This is a genomic window from Feifania hominis, assembly GCF_014384765.1.
GTDB classification, from domain to species: domain Bacteria; phylum Bacillota; class Clostridia; order Oscillospirales; family Feifaniaceae; genus Feifania; species Feifania hominis.
Genome location: NZ_JACRSP010000001.1, coordinates 249309 through 266647, shown reverse-complemented (window position 1 = coordinate 266647; position 17339 = coordinate 249309). Strand labels below are relative to the sequence as shown.

17 protein-coding genes and 1 tRNA gene are annotated in these 17339 nt (G+C 57.2%); 1 reads left to right on the top strand and 17 read right to left on the bottom strand.

What is annotated here, in order from left to right; translation table 11 throughout:
• Nucleotides 1-5 precede the first annotated feature (5 nt).
• From H8695_RS01285 to H8695_RS01205, 17 genes are all read right to left on the bottom strand, one after another.
• On the bottom strand, nt 6-1220 hold the full coding sequence (locus H8695_RS01285) for a Tm-1-like ATP-binding domain-containing protein (RefSeq protein ID WP_249298998.1): 1215 nt from the start codon (nt 1218-1220) through the stop codon (nt 6-8).
• Nucleotides 1217-2209, bottom strand: a complete 993-nt coding sequence (locus H8695_RS01280) for a branched-chain amino acid ABC transporter permease (RefSeq protein ID WP_249298996.1) — start codon at nt 2207-2209, stop codon at nt 1217-1219. The genes H8695_RS01285 and H8695_RS01280 overlap by 4 nt, the downstream gene beginning before the upstream one ends.
• Entirely contained in the window at nt 2206-3075 is an 870-nt protein-coding gene (locus H8695_RS01275; RefSeq protein ID WP_249298993.1) for a branched-chain amino acid ABC transporter permease, read from the bottom strand. The genes H8695_RS01280 and H8695_RS01275 overlap by 4 nt, the downstream gene beginning before the upstream one ends.
• An 18-nt stretch (nt 3076-3093) precedes the next feature.
• Nucleotides 3094-3801: an ABC transporter ATP-binding protein gene (locus tag H8695_RS01270; protein WP_249298991.1), complete on the bottom strand. Its 708-nt coding sequence runs from the start codon at nt 3799-3801 to the stop codon at nt 3094-3096.
• Nucleotides 3798-4562, bottom strand: coding sequence for an ABC transporter ATP-binding protein (locus H8695_RS01265; protein ID WP_249298989.1), 765 nt, complete (start codon nt 4560-4562; stop codon nt 3798-3800). Before H8695_RS01265 ends, H8695_RS01270 begins: the two co-directional genes overlap by 4 nt.
• 34 nt (nt 4563-4596) lie before the next feature.
• Nucleotides 4597-5898: an ABC transporter substrate-binding protein gene (locus H8695_RS01260; protein ID WP_249298987.1), complete on the bottom strand. Its 1302-nt coding sequence runs from the start codon at nt 5896-5898 to the stop codon at nt 4597-4599.
• Nucleotides 5899-5957: 59 nt separating this feature from the next.
• Nucleotides 5958-6884 carry an AEC family transporter gene (locus H8695_RS01255; RefSeq protein ID WP_249298985.1) on the bottom strand — a complete coding sequence of 309 codons (927 nt, stop codon included), beginning with the start codon at nt 6882-6884 and terminating at the stop codon, nt 5958-5960.
• A gap of 318 nt (nt 6885-7202) precedes the next feature.
• Entirely contained in the window at nt 7203-8090 is an 888-nt protein-coding gene (locus tag H8695_RS01250) for a LysR family transcriptional regulator (protein WP_249298984.1), read from the bottom strand.
• Nucleotides 8091-8103: 13 nt separating this feature from the next.
• A complete protein-coding gene (locus H8695_RS01245) occupies nt 8104-9438 on the bottom strand; it encodes an immunity protein Imm33 domain-containing protein (protein ID WP_249298983.1) in 1335 nt (444 codons plus the stop codon).
• A gap of 23 nt (nt 9439-9461) precedes the next feature.
• Complete coding sequence (locus tag H8695_RS01240; RefSeq protein WP_249298981.1) at nt 9462-9995, bottom strand: DUF5662 family protein; 534 nt, start codon at nt 9993-9995, stop codon at nt 9462-9464.
• Nucleotides 9996-10079: 84 nt separating this feature from the next.
• Nucleotides 10080-10346, bottom strand: coding sequence for a permease of phosphate ABC transporter (locus H8695_RS01235; RefSeq protein ID WP_249298979.1), 267 nt, complete (start codon nt 10344-10346; stop codon nt 10080-10082).
• A 135-nt stretch (nt 10347-10481) separates the two neighbouring features.
• Nucleotides 10482-11390, bottom strand: coding sequence for an SPL family radical SAM protein (locus H8695_RS01230; RefSeq protein WP_249298977.1), 909 nt, complete (start codon nt 11388-11390; stop codon nt 10482-10484).
• Complete coding sequence (locus tag H8695_RS01225) at nt 11387-12031, bottom strand: GyrI-like domain-containing protein (protein WP_249298975.1); 645 nt, start codon at nt 12029-12031, stop codon at nt 11387-11389. Before H8695_RS01225 ends, H8695_RS01230 begins: the two co-directional genes overlap by 4 nt.
• The gene (locus H8695_RS01220) at nt 12018-12953 is read right to left on the bottom strand and encodes a helix-turn-helix transcriptional regulator (RefSeq protein ID WP_249298973.1); all 936 of its coding nucleotides are present in this window, start codon (nt 12951-12953) and stop codon (nt 12018-12020) included. Before H8695_RS01220 ends, H8695_RS01225 begins: the two co-directional genes overlap by 14 nt.
• A 128-nt stretch (nt 12954-13081) precedes the next feature.
• Nucleotides 13082-14482: an NADPH-dependent glutamate synthase gene (gltA, locus tag H8695_RS01215; protein ID WP_249298971.1), complete on the bottom strand. Its 1401-nt coding sequence runs from the start codon at nt 14480-14482 to the stop codon at nt 13082-13084.
• A 1-nt stretch (nt 14483) separates the two neighbouring features.
• Nucleotides 14484-15326 (bottom strand): sulfide/dihydroorotate dehydrogenase-like FAD/NAD-binding protein, encoded by an 843-nt coding sequence (locus tag H8695_RS01210; RefSeq protein WP_249298969.1) that lies wholly within the window; start codon nt 15324-15326, stop codon nt 14484-14486.
• A gap of 138 nt (nt 15327-15464) precedes the next feature.
• Complete coding sequence (locus tag H8695_RS01205; protein ID WP_249298968.1) at nt 15465-16655, bottom strand: iron-containing alcohol dehydrogenase; 1191 nt, start codon at nt 16653-16655, stop codon at nt 15465-15467.
• A 314-nt stretch (nt 16656-16969) separates the two neighbouring features.
• On the opposite strand from H8695_RS01205, the gene H8695_RS01200 reads away from it, so the two are divergent.
• Nucleotides 16970-17045: transfer RNA gene (locus tag H8695_RS01200), tRNA-Lys, on the top strand.
• Nucleotides 17046-17339 lie beyond the last annotated feature (294 nt).

Sequence of the window (17339 nt, the reverse complement as noted above, 5' to 3'; positions counted from 1 at the left end):
TACCTTTATTCCGACGCGCAGCGCCGTGTCATCATCTCATCGAGCCTCTGCGCCATTTCAAGTGCAAAACTCTCGTCGTTGATGTTGCGCGGCGACTCATGCAGCTCCACGCGCCGGTCGAGATTGCTTTTGATCGCCTCAAACAGGCTCTCATCGGCCTCCGGGTCATAGGTCGCCCCGCCGGGCACGTCAACCAGCGAGAGGCCACCGCACGGCAGGTACACCGCACAGTCCGCATGAGATTTGTTGAGCTGCTGCGCGAGATAGACGCCCGATCGTTCCATATCACGCGCGTTTGGTCTGAAGTGGGACGGAGTCGTATTGTGGCAGTAGACTCTGCGGTCCTCAAAGCCCGTGAAATCCGTGGTGGAACACATATCCATCCCACCCGGGCAGACAACCTGAGGAATGTCTTTCCGCGCTGCGCCCGCGCAGCGCTCCGGTCCCGCCGTACTCGACGGCACGCCGAGCACATGGGCATGGATTTCCGGCAGAGTCATGTCGAGGACACCGTCGAAAAAGCCCTCTCGGATGAGCTGCTCCATGGCCCTGCCGCCGGAACCGGTTGCGTGAAAGGTGATGACCTCATATCCTCTGCTCTCCAGGTATCTCTTTGCAAAGGTCACACCGGGAGTGGTGACGCCGTACATGGACGCGGCGATGCGCAGACGATGCCCGGAGGGCTCCCTGTATTCGCCGTTCACCGCGCCGGCAATGACTCCGGCGGCTCTTGAAAAGATCATCTTCGTAATGGAGTTGAGCCCCGAAATATCAACGATCGACCCCATGACAATGATGTCCGTACCGCCGACATAGTCGGCCATACGTGCCGTTCCGGCCAGCGTCGAGACCAGAAGCTTCGGCACGCCCAAGGGCAGTGTCCGCATGGCGGCCGAGGCGAGCGTGGTGCCGCCGCTGCCACCCATGCCAAAGATGCCCTGTATCTCCCCTCTGCCATGGAGCTCTTTGACGCACTGCTGTGCGCCTTTGAGCATGGCGGAAAAAGCATCCTGACGGGAGAGCCCGTGCAGCCGTTCGATCTGAGTGCCCGCGAGTGCCGCCACCTCGGCGCTTGTGATATCGACCGCTGACGGGGCAGCGTTATGTGTGCCAACGTCAATGGCAAGGGGCCTTACACCATGCTCCCGCATACGGTCCATGACAAAGCCGTACTCCTGTGCCTTTGTGTCAAAGGTTCCAATGACGGCAATCGTCTTCATGCTCCGCCTCCCGCCCGCTTGCCGCGCAGGCCTCTCCAAAACTTCTTTTTGAAGACGGGCAAACCCAATATTCCATTTGGCATCACAAAAACCGCCACAATAAACAGCACGCCGAGGATGGCGTCATCATAGACCGTGAACTGGCTCAGATAGTTTTCCAGCACCAGAAACAGACCCGTTCCCACCAGAGCTCCGGTGATGCTGTGGCTCCCGCCGAGCACGCCCATGAACAGGCACATCATCGACATATTCACACTCACGTTGTCGGGGCCCATGGTCGCGTAGAAATTCGCCATGAGAATACCGGCGATTCCGGCAAACAGGCTGCTGATCACGGTGAGAGTCACCCGCAGCAGACGCACGTTGAAGCCCAGGGAACTCATTTTTACTTTGTTGTCTCTCATGCCCTGAATCGCCATGCCGTAGGGGGAACTTGTCAGGCGTTTGAGCAGAAAGAAACAGATGGGAACCACCAGTGCGATGAGATAAAAAGTCATGCGTGTGCTGCTGTAGCTCACACCGAAGAGCTCGGGGCCACGGATGCCGACAATGCCGTTGTAGCCCCGTGTGAGATCGGTCCACTGCAGCGAACACAGATGCACCAAGTTTGCCAGCGCCAGCGTCATCATCATGTACGCCGTGCCGTTGCAGCGCATGGAAAAGAGGCCGAAGAAGCCGGCTACCAGCGCCACCAGCAGCAGCGCAAGCAGCACGCACTGTGCATAGTTCCAGTGGTAGACCACCCGGCAGATGGCGAGAGTGTATCCCGCGATCCCGGCAAAGGCCCCCTGCGCAAGCGAGGCAAGCCCTCCGAATCCGAGCAGCAGATTCAAACTCATTGCCATCAGACCCATAAAGAGGATGCGGCTGATCAGATACACGGAGTATTTGTTGAAAAACCTCGGGGCCTGCCACAGCAGAACAATCGCAATTGCCGTTGCCGCAAGCTGGAGCACAAGCTGAACCGCTCTGTTTGCGCCAGTTTTCATCTCGAGCGCGCCTCCTTTCCAAACAGGCCGCCGGGCTTCAAAATCAGTACGAGCATCACGGCCATAAAGACAATCACAGACGAGAAATTCGGCACAAAGGCCATGGTAAAGCTGTCGAGCAGCCCGATGATCAGCGAAGCCACGGCAGTGCCCACAAAGTTGCTGTGGCCGCCGACGATGATCACCATCAGCGCATACATCTGCATGGTGGAGGCAGTCGCAACATCGAAACCGCCCATGGTGCCGCCGAGCACGCCGCCGATACCCACGAGCAGCCCCGCGACTGTGAACACGCCGAGAAACACCCTCTGGATGTTGATGCCGAGCGCCGACACGATCTCCCGATCGTCCACGCCTGCGCGAATGATCTGGCCGATTCTGGTCTTCTTCAGCACAATCATCAGAATCACGCACTCGACCAGTGCGCAGAACAGCACGAACATACGCGACATGGGATAGGTCAGTTCCCCAATGGTGAACGTCGAGCGAAAAAATCCATCGGGTGAGAAGGTCTTGGTCTCCCCTCTTGTCAGCTCAAGGCAGATGTCGATGATGATCCAGCTGATACCAAGCGATATGAGGATACCCGCAGTGGCGTTGTTAAACGCCCGGCTGAAAACCGTGAGCTCGAGCAGAAAGCAGATCACCGCCATGGCGATACCCGCCGAGACAATGCCCAGCATCCAGTTGTTGCCGTTTGCCTTGTAGACCAGATAGCCGATCATCGCACCGAGAATATACATGCTGCCGTGAGCCATATTGACCACACGCATCAGCCCGTAGATGAGCATCAGTCCGCTCGACACGACAAACAGAAGTCCCGCGTAAGTGAGGCCGTTGAAAAGAAGCGTCAGATAGTAACTCATGTTTCAATCCTCCTTCGGCTAACCGACGCCGAGCAGCCGGCGGCTCTTCTCCGGATCACGGAGCAGCTCGCTCAGGGATCCCGTGTAGGCGATGCTGCCGAGGCTCATGACATTGGTTTGATCTGTGACCCGGCCGCAGAAGCCGAGGTCCTGTTCCACAAGCAGAACATTGATCTTTCCCTCAATGCGCCGGAAGAAGTCGACAAGCACGTCGATGACCGCGGGAGCGAGTCCTTCGGAGGGCTCGTCCATCACCAGCAGCTTCGGCGCGAGAACAAGTGCCCTGCCGATGGCGAGCATCTGCTGTTCTCCCCCCGAGAGGGCAGTTCCGGAGAGGGTTCTCCTCTCATAGAGTCTTGGAAAGAGCTCATAGACGCGCTCTTTATTCCACACATCCCCACCCGTCGGCGCTTTTCTCGCACAGAAGCTCAAGTGCTCCTCAACGGTCAGCGAGGGAAAATTGCGTCTGCCCTGAGGCACATACCCAATGCCCTTTTGCGCGATCTGGTAGGGCTTGAGCGTCCCGATCTCCTCGCCGCAGAACCGGATGGATCCGCTTCGCCTGACAAGACCCATGAGGGCTTTCATCAGCGTCGTTTTGCCCATTCCGTTTCGACCGATGACCGAGGTGATTCCTCCCGTAAGCGTAAGACAGGAGTCCTGTACGATACGCAGGTCGCCGTAAAAGGCGTTGACATGGTCCATCTCCAGAACGGCGGTATTCATGCCCGACCACCTCCCAGATAAATTTTCTGGACATACTCGTCGCCTCTGATGGCCTGTGGTGAGCCCTCGCAGACAATTTCTCCGTTTTGCATCACAGTGACATCGGTTGCCACTGCAAAGGCCAGTTCCATGTTGTGCTCGACGAGGAGCAGCGTAATCTGCGGGTCGAGATTTTGTAAAATGGCCTGAATTTTCTGGCGTTCACTCGCCGAGAGGCCGGAGGACGGCTCATCGAGCAGCAGCAGCTTTGGCTGTGAGATCAGTGCGAGCCCCAGTTCCAGCTGGCGGCGCTCGCCGTGGGAGATGTTGTCAATTACTTCGTCGAGTTTTTCCTGAATGTCGACAAGGGCTGCCGTCTGCTCAATTTTCTCGTTGTAACTGCCGGAATTTTTGTAGTTGGTAAACAGGTTGAAATGGTGGCGCGTTGACCGCTCCCCGAGCAGGGCCAGATAGAAATTCTGGCGGACCGTCAGCTTATTGAACAGGGCCGTGGCCTGATAGGTGCGCCTCATACCCATCAGCGCGCGGCGGCGCAGGTCCAGATGGGTGACGTCTCTCTCGAACAGACGCACCGTACCGGACGTAAGGGGAATATCGCCGCAGATGAGATTGAACAGCGTCGACTTCCCCGCCCCATTCGTGCCGATTATCAGACGGCGCTCACCGTGCGCGACGTCCATCGAGACGTCGCGCACGGCGACCACGCCGCCGAAGCTCTTGGTCACGCCGCTCAGAGAGAGGATCTGCGAATTCTGTGCCATGGTATTTCCTCCCGTTGAACAGCTCTGCGGGCTGTCACTTTGTGTACTCTGCGTTTTTGATGCTCTCCACTGTCGGATTCGTCCGATCCGGGTCAGGCTGAGCCGCATACCAGTCAGGGTCAAAGTCGCCATACTGGCTGACGTCTTTGTACTCTCGAATCACCTTGTTGCGGTAGACACCGGCTTCGTTCTTTGTCACTTCAGTGATAAAGATGGTGCAGATCGCCTGATGATCCTCATCGAGCTTGAACTCTCCCCTGGGAGACTGGTAGTTGACATTGGCAAGAGCGGCGCGGAAAGCCTCGCGGTCTTCGATGTTCCCGTCTACTTCCTCCAGTGCCTTTGCCGCAATTTCACAGGCCATATAGAAATCACAGGCAAAGCTGCTGGGGTCCTGTCCATAGTAGTCCGCATAAGCCTTGACAAAGCTCTCATACTCTTCTGTGCCGAGATCATCGGCGTAGTAGCTCGATGTCAGAATGCCGTCGTAGTAGTCCGCAATATCGCTCGTGATGCAGGAGACGTCGGTGAAATTGGAGCCGCCCATCAGCGGAATTTTCATACCGTACTCGACATACTGGCGAACAAAGTACATGGAGTCGGACGCGCCAATGCCGCAGAAGATGGCGTCGACATCCTTGTACTGGGAGATGGCCGCCAGCGTGGAGCTGTAGTCGGTTGTGCCCTTGGTAAACCAGATGCGGTCAACCACCTCGCCGCCTGCCGCTACAAATCCATAGAGAAAGCCCGCGACCTGGGAGAAGGTAAAATCGTAGTCCGAGGCAACGGTGAGAATCTTCCGGTAGCCGAGCTCCTCATAGGCGTAGTGTCCGAGGGAAAAGCCCGACTGCGCACCTGTGGCACAGACGCGGAAGAGATTTTCCGGTGTGTCAAACGTGATCTGTGTCGAGCCGGACGAGCCGACAATGATGGTAGTGTCATCCAGATAGAATTCCGCGTACTCCTTGACCGCGGTTCCCTCTGAACCCGAGAGCGGCCCAATGATGAGCTGGCAGCCATATTCGTCGACGCATTTGACCAGTTTCTCAATGGCGATGTTGGGATCGCTGGTGGTGTTTTCAAAGTAGACCTTGACCGGTCTGCCTGCGAGTTTCTGGGCGTTTTGCTCAAAGTAGAGCTCCACCGCCGCCTTGGCGCCAAGACCGGTTGCACCATCCAGCGTACAGAGTACGCCGATGTTGATCGGCTCGGTGCTGGCCCCGTCTCCGGACGAGGTCGGGCCTTCGGGATTTTGCGCACCGGGGCTCTGATCCGAGCAGGCGGCAAACGACACCGCCATCACCAGTGCCAGAACAAACGCGAATAATCTTTTCACTTTCTTTCCCTCCATTTTTTTATTTTTCGGGCGGCCTCCTGCCGCCAGACCAATCCGAATCATAAAACGTGCAGACTCTGGAACAGTACGATCCAGCCGAACAGACTCACCGCTGAAAAGGCGGAGCTCAAAACAACGGCGTTGCCTGCGAGAACCTCGTCGCCTCCCTTGCTCTGTGCCATGGTAAAGCAGGAGGTTGCGTTGGGCGCTGCGAACAGCGCAAGCAAAACGGCAAACTCCTCACCGCGAAAGCCCATCAGAAAAGCCACGCCCAGAGCCGCTGCCGGTACCAGCAGGAGCTTTCCGACGATGCAGAAGACCAGTTCCCGCGAAAAACGAAGCCGAAACCGGAAAAAGGCGCCCAGCCAAAACAGCAGATAGGGCGATGCCACCTGTGCAAGACTCGCTGCGGCGGACTCCACAAAAGCCGGCAGTCGAATTTCTGCGGCAAGAAACACCGCACCGAGCAGCGACGCAATCACCAACGGATTTTTCATCACATCCCCTGCAATTTGCAGAGGTTTGATCCGCTCACCGCCGTAGAGCTCAAGCACCGTCACCGACAGCAGATTCATCATGGGAACGGCTACGGCGAGTGCGATCGAGACCAGATCTGCCGCGTCGTAGAGGGCACATACAATCGGCATTCCGACCAGGACGAAATTTCCCCGGAAAACCGCCTGTATGGCCGTGCCCAGCTGGGAGCGCTCTCTTACAAGCGCAAAGGCCAAAAGGGTGGCGAGCAGAGCGGTCACAGGCAGCGCAACCAGAATGAAAACTACCAACTCCGTTCTCACGGCGCAGTGGAGGTCTGCACGGTAGATGTTGCAAAAGAGCAGAGCCGGCAAAAAGACCTGAAAGCCAATGTGGTTCATTCTCGGCTGTTCCCGCTCGTCGACCACCCCCAGCCGCTTGCAGAGATACCCGGTCATGATGACGGCAAACATGGGGGCCAACGCCTGAAAGGCCGATGCAAAAGCTCCCATAGTCACTCCCCCGCTGTTGTGATCAACTCATGCGTCTTTTTCTATAACTTTCCATATTTTTCTATTTATTTTGCAATGCAAAAAACATACAATATTGAAAAAAAGATCTATTTAAATCAGACTGTTTTAGTGATTTTGTACAACTTTATTGATAATTTCACTTAGATTATATCCTTTTAGTGCAATAGCGCCAAATACTTTCTTTTTTCACAAAATATAATGTAATACTTATAACTAACATCAGAATCACCAAGATATTTCCCTGTATTCCGGCAAATTTGCATAAAAAAGGGAGCGTTTGAAACGCTCCCTTTTTTATCAATAGTCCAGATAGGACTTGATGCCTTCAATTTGACTCACTTCAATATTGAGATAGTGTAGAAATCGATCAATAATATCCGCCTTGCGCTCATTGCCTCGCACATAGTAGACAATGCGGTCCGGCGGGCCGTTGACGACTCTGCGGAGATAGAGCCTCTCCTGACAGCTGACTTTCTGTGCAACGGAGTACGGCATCAGCGCCCAGCTGTCCCCCGTGAGAAAGTCCTTCCAAAACGCCATGGTGTCAAGCGTAGCCCGCGGATAGATGGTCGAGTCAAACCATCGGTCGTGCCAGTCGCTGAACTCGTTATTCCAGTTGATCTTGATCTCCTTGCGAACATCGAGATTTTCCACCCGGATCGTTTCCGGATACTCCCAGGGAGAGGCAAAGACCATTGGCTCGCTGTATGCCGGGATCGCCTCGCCATACTTCAGGAACCTCGGCTTGCCTATGATGGCAAAGTCAAGCTGGCCGCTCTCGATCATCCGGCAGGCCTCGGCCGAGTGGTAGTTCATAAACGATATCTGATACTCGAGGTTGTCCCGCAAAAATGCGCGAAACACCGGGGAGAGGATAAACGTGCTGATGCTGTTAATGGAGGAGAGATTGAGCACTTTGTTGTGGCGCAGCATGGAAATGGCGCCCGCCTCCTGCCAGAGATGCTGCCACTTCTGTGCAACCGAGATAAACGCGGCGCCCTCATCGGTGAGCTCCACACCCCGAAAGCCCCGCTGGCGGCTGAAGAGCCGGTAGCCGAGCTCCTGCTCGAGCACCTTGATTCTGCGGCTCAATGCCGGCTGTGACACATACAGCTTTTCCGCGGCCGACGAGATGCTCCCATATTTGACAATACTCAAAAAGGCGTCGATCTCCAGCCGTGTCATAAACATCCCTCCTCTAAGCGTCAATTTCCTCGTCCGGGTCAAATTCCTCACACTGGAACTCACCGTCCTCGTCGCGCCAGTAGGCTGTGCCGTAGGGTGAATCCAGCAGCGGAATGATGTCCGGGTCGTAGTTGCAGATGGTGTTGAGTTGATAGACCTCCGAGTTCGCGGGGTCGTCCATATACTCGTCGCTCTCGTCGCCCGCCGTGAAACGCCAGCCGCTGTCGGGTCGGTCCTCATCGGGCCGCTCACGGTACATGTAGCCCACTTCGCAGCCGTCGACGAGAATCCGGTCGGTGGCAATGCAGCCGGTCGGCCCCTCCCAGTCGGTCAACAATTCGCGGATCTGGTCCGGCGCGATGGCCCACTGCTTGCCGCCCTCTCCCTCGCAGACATTGGGCCGGCCAATCTCGACCACCACGGGCAGCGGCTCAAGCCGCTCCAGAAGCTCATCGGCACTGTGGGAAATTTTAAAGCCCATCTCCTGCTCATAGAGTGGAATAATCTGATAGAAATTCACGAGCTCCCCATTCGGCAGCTCACAGACATCGGCATTCTCCCCGCCAACCAGAGGCTGCGTCAGAAGCGAGCCCCAGAGCATGGTGTTGTCGGCAAAGGGACCGTCGTTGGTCACCGTGTGTCCCCAGCCGAGCCAGGTATCATTCTCTCCCGGCAGCCGCGCGAGCGCCTTGAGCCAGCGAATCGGCCAGTACCAGCGCTCATCGCTGCTCTGGAGCTGCCAGTCGGCCGGCAGACAGATCAGAAGCTCCGCCCGGTCGATTCCCTCGGTCTTGAGATCCTCGGGCACCGCCATACGGTGGGCTCCCATTCCCATGGTGACCAGCGTGTAAAAATCGCGCCCGGCGCCGGGGGGAATCACGGCAATATCCACATGCAGATCGGGCGACACAATCTCGTGGAAAACGCTCTCAAACGCGCCGAACTGTGAGGCAATATGCGCCTGTACCGCATCGGCCTGCGCCTCGGTATAGAGTTCCGGGGCCAGTGACTCAAGCGCCTGCAAAAAGAGCGGGGCGTCTTCATTCTCCGGGTCGAGCGCAAGCGTGAGCTCAAATTGACGGCGCGCCTCGTCGGCGCTGCCCAGATGGTAGAGAGCATACCCGAGCCGCGCGTGCCACATGGGGTCCTCCGCTCCCTGCTGCTCGACAGCGAGCAGCTCATTTGCCGCCGCTTCGTATTTTCCCAAATTGTTCAGCGCCCGGGCAAGCAGATTCTGAGCCTGATAGTCACGCCCGGCGCGCGGTGTTTTCTCAAGGTAGTTGACAATGGTCTGATGATCCCCCTCTTCATGCCATTTGCAGAGGGTCTCAAAGGCAGCCTGATCCATAAATCCTCCCAAGCTCTCCCGCTTCAGCGCCTGCCCAACACTTCATGGCGAATGTAGGCAAAGGTCTGCTCCTCGCCGCGCTCCATCAGCATGCTCAGCAGCTGCTCGAGCAATGCCTGTGTGTTCGGGTGGAGCAGATAGTGATCGCGGGACTTCATATAGTAATCGTAGGCGTCGCGGTCCTGATAGGCCTCTTTTTTGTAGGTCTTACACGCCGCAATCCGGTCACAGAACATCTCTGCGACATAGCGCACCGGCATCTCCATGCCGGCGAGCGCGTGGTCCCCCTCCGGGCTGTAGTCGATCCAGTACTCGAGATGGTGCTTGTTGCGCCCCTTGTGGTGAAGCCAGGCGCTGCTGCAGCCGGTCGCGGCCCGCTCGGCGTCGTTGGGGCTGCGGTTCCCCTGAAAATATCGCGCGCCCACGCGGAACTCGCAGGGCGAGTATTTTGACAGGTCGTGCAGCAGTCCCTGGCGGTAGAGGCCGATTTTGAAACAGTACTTCATGACAAGAGCCTTGTGGTGGTTGATGGTCTTCAGATGGGAAAGCCACTTCATGTTCTCACTCAATTCTATGAAAAGATATGCCCTACGTCCCACGCGGGGACGTAGGGCATGTTGGCACCGGTTTCCAAGCAAGTGTCAGTTCTCGCTCTGCGGGACGGGTGACGGCTCCTGAGAGACACGCGTCTCGCACGCACAGTCGCCGCTCTCACTCAGGAAAGGCAGAAAACGCCGCATCGAGGCGGCCAACGTGCCAAAAAACACGCCAAGCGAGAAAATCGCCAGCGGCTTTTTGTGTTTTTTCACACCCAGGCCAAGCAGCAGTCCTGCCGCGCAGACACAGACTTTAATCAGTGCGAGATCCGTCCAGTCCGCCTGTTTGAGATAGCGGTTTGTTGATTCCAAAAGACACTTTTTCATGCTATCGCCGCCTTTCTGTCATCAGTATAGCACAAAAACAGAGCCCGTCAAAGAGGCTCTGCAGCAAATATTTAATCATGAGTGAACTGTGGCGCTTTTTTATCCCTGTCAAAATGGGAATCACCGGTCAAAGAGGCTCAGCTGTATCTCACCGTAGCCCAGGCGCGACAGAGCAACGATATCCCTCATGCGGTAGGCGATCCCAAGTCGGTCACACTCCCCGGCGAATGCCGCATAGAGTTCCCTTGCGCGCGGGCTTGTACAGCGGTACCGTCCCCCATAGCGGCGCTCATAGCGCTCTCTGAGCCCCTGCCCCGGAAATTGCTCCTCGAGCTTGCAATAGTACCACTCGCGCTGGTTTTGGCGCAGAGTCATGCCGAAAGCGGGATAGATAAACCGCGCGCCGCACTGCGCGGCACGGCGCACGAGAGCGAGCACATTTTCCTCGCTGTCCTCGAGAAACGGCAGCACCGGCATCAGCAGAATTCCGCAGAATAACCCCTCTGCGCTCAGGCGCTCTACCGCCTTGAAGCGGCCGGTGGAGTTGGTCACACGCGGCTCGATTTTAGCGCACAGCGCATCGTCAGCCGTTGTAATGGTAAACTTGCACAGCACCGGCGAGTGGCGCGCGATCTCCCGCAAAACGTCGGCGTCGCGCACAATCAAATCACTCTTGGTTGCAATGGCAGCGCCGAAGCCATAGGCGTCGATCAACTCCAGTGCGTGCCGGGTGAGCAGCAGCTCCCTCTCAAAGGGATTGTAGGGGTCGCTCATGGCCCCCGTCGCAACGACGCCCGGGCGCAGCTTGCGGCTGAGATCGTCGCGGATGATGCGCAGCGCGTCACGCTTGGCGCGAACGCGGTCAAAATCCTCAATCCCGTAGCAGTCGCTGCGGCTGTCGCAGTAGATGCAGCCGTGGCAGCAGCCGCGGTAGATGTTCATGTTGTAGTCACAGCCAAACCAGTCGGCGCCGCCTTTGTTTCGCGTGACAATGCTCCTTGCCGCAACCAGCTCTATTTCGGCGCTCATTCCCGGCCGTCCTCTGCTCCGCTCGCCCTCACCGGGTGGCGCAGCACCGTGCGCAGCTTCTCCGGCGCGACACGGCGCGGGTCGCTCAGGTAGATTTCGTGATGGCGTCTCCCTGCGCCGACATCATCACGGAGCCCATGCTGCGCGAGATATTCCTGCATGAGGCGAAGACTCTCCGGCTCAGCCGCATAGGGGCCGATGTGGAGCATCTGTACGCAGAGCCCCTCCCGGTAGACCTCGCGGCGAACCCGGGCATAGTCGAGCCCCGGCTTCTTTCCATGTGCCTCGGCGAGCGCCCAGGCAAAAACTTCGTCCGTGACATAGTCCGGCAGGCGGATCATGGCCGTCCAGCTCCACCGGTCGCGCTCGCCCAGGCCGCCGGCCGGGCTGTCCCACAGGCCCTCGAGAGGCGGCAGCACATAGTCGACGTATCCCTGCGGCTGGTGCGGCCCGAATTTGCTCATCTTGACGGTGAAACTCAGCGTGTACAAGAGACCGATCGCCGACTGATAGCTCTCGCTCTCCGGCGCCCCCTCCCCGTCGACCATCAAAAAGGGCATGGGCGGCACTTCAATGAGTACCGGACGGGACTTCGGAAGATAGAGATCCCGGTACTCTTTTTTAAAATCAAGCTTGTCCATGGCAATCCTCCTGTGTCCGATCTTCCCGGTAACGGTCGGCGGCACGGCTCAGCCGCTCGGCAAGCTGCTCGCGCACACTGTGCGGCTCGAGCAGTTCGGCCTGTGGGCCAAATGACATGATGTAGCTGTAGAGCCACTCCCCCACGGGGAACTCCGCCGTCGCAAGAAAGCTCCCGTCGGGCTGGCGCTCTGTCTGGCCCGGCGAAAACTCGTCGCAGACGCGAAACGCAAGCTCCGGCTCGAAGCGCAGAACCACCCTCACCGTCGGGCCGTCAAAAGACTGCTGCGTTGAGATTTGGTCCGGGCATGTGCGGGTGAAGCACTCGCCGGTGCTCTCCACCGCCTCCATGCGGCAGAGCTTGAAAAAGCGGTAGTCCCCTCTGATGCGGCAGTAGCCGTAGAGATACCACCCGGCGCCCTTGAAGAGAATTTTCAGCGGCTCCACAGTGCGCACGGCGCGCTCCCCACGGGCGCTGTAGTAGACAAAGCGGAGAACCCGCTTTTCCATGACGGCATTGCGCAGCGCCGCAAATTGCTCGCGGACGAGCCGCCCTGCCCCCCAGTGGGTAAAATCGACGTCAAGCCAGGTCTCCGCACGCTCCTGAAAGAGGGCGCCGAGTTTTTGCAGTACGGACTTCGCCTCCGGCAATTCCAGCGCGCTCATACTCTGCAGTCCCGCCAGAAGCGAACGGCGCTCCGGCTTTGAGAGAAGCGAGCGGTCAATGATAAAGTCTGGCAGCAATCGCACACCGCCTCCGCGGCCCTTGCTCGCATAGACGGGGATGCCTGCCCCCGAGAGCACATCCAGATCCCGGTAGATGGTTCGCGGCGACACTTCAAAGTAGTCCGCCAGTTCCCGCGCGGTCATGCTGCCGCGCTCAAGCAGCAGATAGGTCATGGTAAAAAGCCGGTCGATCTGCATGCGCTCTTCCTCCTCTCTGCTCTGTAGTATACCACAGAAAATATGACACCCGCTGTCAGATTTCAAAATGTTTTACCCACAGACAGCAAGAGGGCGGCACCAACGTGCCGCCCTCTTTGGCAGAGGCTTTATTTTTTGTTTTTGATGTACTCGTTAATGGCGGCAGCGGCGCTCTTTCCCGCGCCCATGGCGAGAATGACGGTCGCCGCGCCCGTGACCGCGTCACCGCCGGCAAAGACGCCCTCGCGGCTGGTCGCGCCGTCCTCTCCCTTGGTGATGATGCAGCCGTGCTTGTTCGCATCGAGACCGGGAGTCGTGGAACGAATCAGCGGATTCGGGCTTGTACCGATGGACATGATCATGGTGTCGATGTCGAGCACAAACTCGCTGCCCTCTTTGACAACCGGGCGGCGGCGGCCCGACTCGTCAGGCTCGCCGAGCTCCATCTCGACGCAGCGCATGCCGCAGACCATACCGTTCTCGTCGCCGAGAACCTCAACGGGATTTGAGAGGGTCTTGAAGATGATTCCCTCCTCCTCGGCATGCTCCACTTCCTCTTTTCGGGCCGGAAGCTCATTCATGCTGCGGCGGTAGACAATGTAGACATTCTCCGCCCCGAGGCGCTTGGCGCAGCGGGCAGCGTCCATCGCGACGTTTCCGCCGCCGACCACCGCAACGCTTCTGCTCTTTTTGATCGGGGTCTTGCTGTCGGGCCGGTAGGCTTTCATCAGGTTGATGCGGGTGAGGTACTCGTTGGCCGAGTACACGCCGTTTAAGCTCTCGCCCGGAATGCCCATAAAGCGGGGCAGACCTGCGCCGGAGCCAATGAAGATGGCCTCATTGCCCATCTCAAACAAATCGTCGATGGTGAGCACCTTGCCGATGACCATGTTGCACTCGATGTCCACGCCGAGCTCTTTTAAATTGTCGATTTCTTTCTGGACGATGGACTTCGGCAGACGGAACTCCGGAATGCCGTAGACCAGAACGCCGCCCGGCAGATGCAGCGCCTCATAGACGGTCACCTTATAGCCCATCTTGGCGAGATCACCCGCCGCGGTCAGACCGCTTGGGCCGGCGCCGATGACGGCGACCCTGTGGCCGTTTTGCTCGGGCACACGGGGTTTCTCATTCGAGTGCTCGCGGTGCCAGTCGGCGACAAAGCGCTCGAGGCGGCCAATGCCGACCGGCTCGCCCTTGATGCCGCGCACGCATTTGCCCTCACACTGGTTCTCCTGCGGGCAGACGCGCCCGCAGACAGCGGGCAGAGCACTGGAAGCGGAGAGGATCTCAAAGGCCCCCTCCATATCCTCCTGCGCGACTTTTTCAATAAAGGCCGGAATGTCGATGCGAACCGGGCAGGCGCCCACACAGGGCTTATTGACGCAGTGCAAGCAGCGCTTTGCCTCGTTGACCGCCATCTCGTATGTATAGCCGAGGGCGACCTCGTCGAAGTTTTTGTTTCTGACATTCGGGTCCTGGCTGGGCATGGGGCACTTTTTGGGGTCCATATTGCGCTGGATTGCCATATCAGCGCACCTCCTTTTTGAGCAGCTCGCACTCAGCCTCGCGGGCATGCTGTTCAAATTCGCGGTACATGCTGCCGCGGTGCAGCGCCTCGTCAAAATCAACGAGATGGCCGTCAAAGTCCGGCCCGTCGACACAGGCAAATTTGGTCTCACCGCCGACCGTCAGGCGGCAGCCGCCGCACATGCCGGTTCCGTCGATCATGATCGGGTTCATCGAGACAATGGTCTTGATGTCATACTCCTTGGTGAGCTTGCAGACAAACTTCATCATCACCAGCGGCCCGATTGCAATGACCTCGTCATACTGGTTTCCCTCTTTGATAAGCTGCTCGAGCGCGTTTGTCACAAGGCCTTTCTCGCCGTAGCTGCCATCGTCGGTCATCATTTTCATTCTGTTGCTGACGGCCTTGAACTCATCCTCCAAAATGACAAGATCCCTGTTGCGAAAGCCGACGATTGCGTGCACCTCGGCGCCGAGTTCGTGGAGCTTTTTCGCGATCGGATACGCGATGGCGCAGCCGACGCCGCCGCCCACGACAGCGACTTTTTTGAGGCCCTCAACGTGGCTCGGTGTGCCGAGCGGGCCGACGAAATCGTGCAGACAGTCGCCCTCATTCAGGCGGTTGAGCTCCATGGTCGCGCCGCCGACAATCTGATAGATGATCGTGACGGTTCCGGCCTCGCGGTCGTAGTCGGCAATGGTCAGCGGCACGCGCTCGCCATCCTCCGTGGCGCGAAAGATGATAAACTGGCCGGGCTCGGCCTTTCGGGCAATCAGGGGCGCCTCAATGACCATCTTGGTGACGGTCGGGTTGAGTTCCTGCTTTTTTACAATGCGAAACATGTATCTCTCTCCTTCCAAGAGTTCATACTCATCATAACATTATAATAGATGTTTGAGCGCTGTGCAATCACAGTTTTTGACATCCATCGAAAAAACAAAGCCGCTGGCGCGGCTTTGTTTTCATCGTGAAGAGAGATCTTAGAAATCGATCTCGAGATCGTAGTAGCAGGCTTTGAGGAGTTTCTCCATCTCCTCCTGGGTCGGGATACGCGGGTTGGAACCGGTGCAGGCGTCGCCGATGGCGAGCGTGGCAACAGTCGGCAGTTTCTCAAGGAACTCTTTCTCGTCGATGATGCCGCCCTCGTAGTCCTTGATGCACATCGGGATGTTGAGCGAGACGTTCATCGCGCGCAGCTCGGCGATCAGGGCGTCGACAAGCTCAGCGGTGGTGTTGCCTTTCAGGCCGATGAAGCGGGCGATATCGGCATAGCGCTCCGCCGCGACAGCGTTCTTGGAGTTGAATTTGATGACTTTCGGCAGGTACATCGCGTTTGCGCAGCCGTGGACAATGTGACCGCCGGAATAAGCAGCGCCGGTCTTGTGAGCCATGGAGTGCACGATGCCGAGCAGCGCGTTCGAGAACGCCATACCGGCGAGGCACTGGGCGTTGTGCATGTGGTCACGAGCGTCCATATCGCCGTCGTAGGATTTCTTGAGCAGCTCGTGGATCATCTTGATCGCATGCAGCGCAAGCGGATCGGTGTAGTCGCAGTTCAGGGTGGACACATAGGCCTCAATGGCATGAGTCATCGCATCCATACCGGTGTGAGCGGTGAGCTTCTGGGGCATTTTCTCCGCGAGCTCCGGGTCGACAATCGCAACATCCGGGGTGATGTTAAAGTCAGCCAGCGGGTATTTGATGCCCTTCTGGTAGTCGGTGATGACCGAGAACGCAGTCACCTCAGTCGCCGTGCCCGAAGTGGACGGGATGGCGCAGAAGCGGGCTTTCTGACGAAGTGTCGGGAAGTTGAAAGGCTTGCAGAGGTCCTCAAAGGTCACATCCGGATACTCATAGAATGCCCACATCGCTTTCGCGGCGTCAATCGGGGAGCCGCCGCCCATGGCGACGATCCAGTCGGGCTGAAATTTGCGCATGGCCTCGGCGCCTTTCATGACAGTCTCAACACTCGGATCGGGCTCGACATTCTCAAAGAGTTCCACTTCCATGCCAGCCTCTTTGAGGTAGCCGACCGCTTTGTCGAGAAAGCCGAAACGCTTCATCGAACCGCCGCCGACAACAACAATCGCCTTGCTGCCCTTGAGGTTTTTCAGCTCTTCCAAAGAGCCCTTGCCGTGGTACAGATCTCTCGGTAATGTAAAACGTGCCATAATGGTTCCCTCCATAAATTATATTACATGATTAATTTGATATTTTTTTCACAGTCTTTTCCGATAAAAGACAGCCTCAAAGTCGGCTGTTTGTGAAACATTTATCAATTTCAACTGTATTGTAGCACCACTTAACCCGTTTGTCAATTATTTAACGAGTAAAAAATTTGTAAAAGTGTGCCGGAAAATCGGTCATATTTTCAGCAAAACGGGAGATGCTTTCTACTGTGCGGCGGCATTAAATATTTTCCAATATCCCTTGACACTCATTTGACTTGTATGCTACAATGTTCGAGCACCCTGAGGGGTTTTGCGATCCACTAGCTCAGTTGGCAGAGCATTTGACTTTTAATCAAAGGGTCCGGGGTTCGAATCCCCGGTGGATCACCACGTCGCCGCGGACGTCATATCGTTCGCGGCGACTTTTTTCAAAAGTCACCTCTCACTCATTTTGTCGCGGCTCCTCTCCAAATCGAACCCGCTGCGCTGGGCTTCGATTTGGTTTTGGGCGTAAAAGCTGGCATCTATACTATTTCGATGTTCCATAAAAATACCCACACCTGAAAAGGTGTGGGTATTTTTATGGATACCGCAAAGATTAAAATGCTCGGGCAAAATAAATTCGCCCTACGCAATTCTCCGCCGCGTTGCTGCTCCGAATTAACGCGGCAAAAGCCGCGCCCC

What these genes read in the sequence shown, in the direction of transcription:
- H8695_RS01285 (WP_249298998.1), bottom strand. Translation starts at nt 1,220, where the DNA reads ATGAAGACGATTGCCGTCATTGGAACCTTTGACACAAAGGCACAGGAG.
- H8695_RS01280 (WP_249298996.1), bottom strand. Translation starts at nt 2,209, where the DNA reads ATGAAAACTGGCGCAAACAGAGCGGTTCAGCTTGTGCTCCAGCTTGCG.
- H8695_RS01275 (WP_249298993.1), bottom strand. Translation starts at nt 3,075, where the DNA reads ATGAGTTACTATCTGACGCTTCTTTTCAACGGCCTCACTTACGCGGGA.
- H8695_RS01270 (WP_249298991.1), bottom strand. Translation starts at nt 3,801, where the DNA reads ATGAATACCGCCGTTCTGGAGATGGACCATGTCAACGCCTTTTACGGC.
- H8695_RS01265 (WP_249298989.1), bottom strand. Translation starts at nt 4,562, where the DNA reads ATGGCACAGAATTCGCAGATCCTCTCTCTGAGCGGCGTGACCAAGAGC.
- H8695_RS01255 (WP_249298985.1), bottom strand. Translation starts at nt 6,884, where the DNA reads ATGGGAGCTTTTGCATCGGCCTTTCAGGCGTTGGCCCCCATGTTTGCC.
- H8695_RS01250 (WP_249298984.1), bottom strand. Translation starts at nt 8,090, where the DNA reads ATGACACGGCTGGAGATCGACGCCTTTTTGAGTATTGTCAAATATGGG.
- H8695_RS01245 (WP_249298983.1), bottom strand. Translation starts at nt 9,438, where the DNA reads ATGGATCAGGCTGCCTTTGAGACCCTCTGCAAATGGCATGAAGAGGGG.
- H8695_RS01240 (WP_249298981.1), bottom strand. Translation starts at nt 9,995, where the DNA reads ATGAAGTGGCTTTCCCATCTGAAGACCATCAACCACCACAAGGCTCTT.
- H8695_RS01230 (WP_249298977.1), bottom strand. Translation starts at nt 11,390, where the DNA reads ATGAGCGCCGAAATAGAGCTGGTTGCGGCAAGGAGCATTGTCACGCGA.
- H8695_RS01225 (WP_249298975.1), bottom strand. Translation starts at nt 12,031, where the DNA reads ATGGACAAGCTTGATTTTAAAAAAGAGTACCGGGATCTCTATCTTCCG.
- H8695_RS01220 (WP_249298973.1), bottom strand. Translation starts at nt 12,953, where the DNA reads ATGCAGATCGACCGGCTTTTTACCATGACCTATCTGCTGCTTGAGCGC.
- gltA (WP_249298971.1), bottom strand. Translation starts at nt 14,482, where the DNA reads ATGGCAATCCAGCGCAATATGGACCCCAAAAAGTGCCCCATGCCCAGC.
- H8695_RS01210 (WP_249298969.1), bottom strand. Translation starts at nt 15,326, where the DNA reads ATGTTTCGCATTGTAAAAAAGCAGGAACTCAACCCGACCGTCACCAAG.
- H8695_RS01205 (WP_249298968.1), bottom strand. Translation starts at nt 16,655, where the DNA reads ATGGCACGTTTTACATTACCGAGAGATCTGTACCACGGCAAGGGCTCT.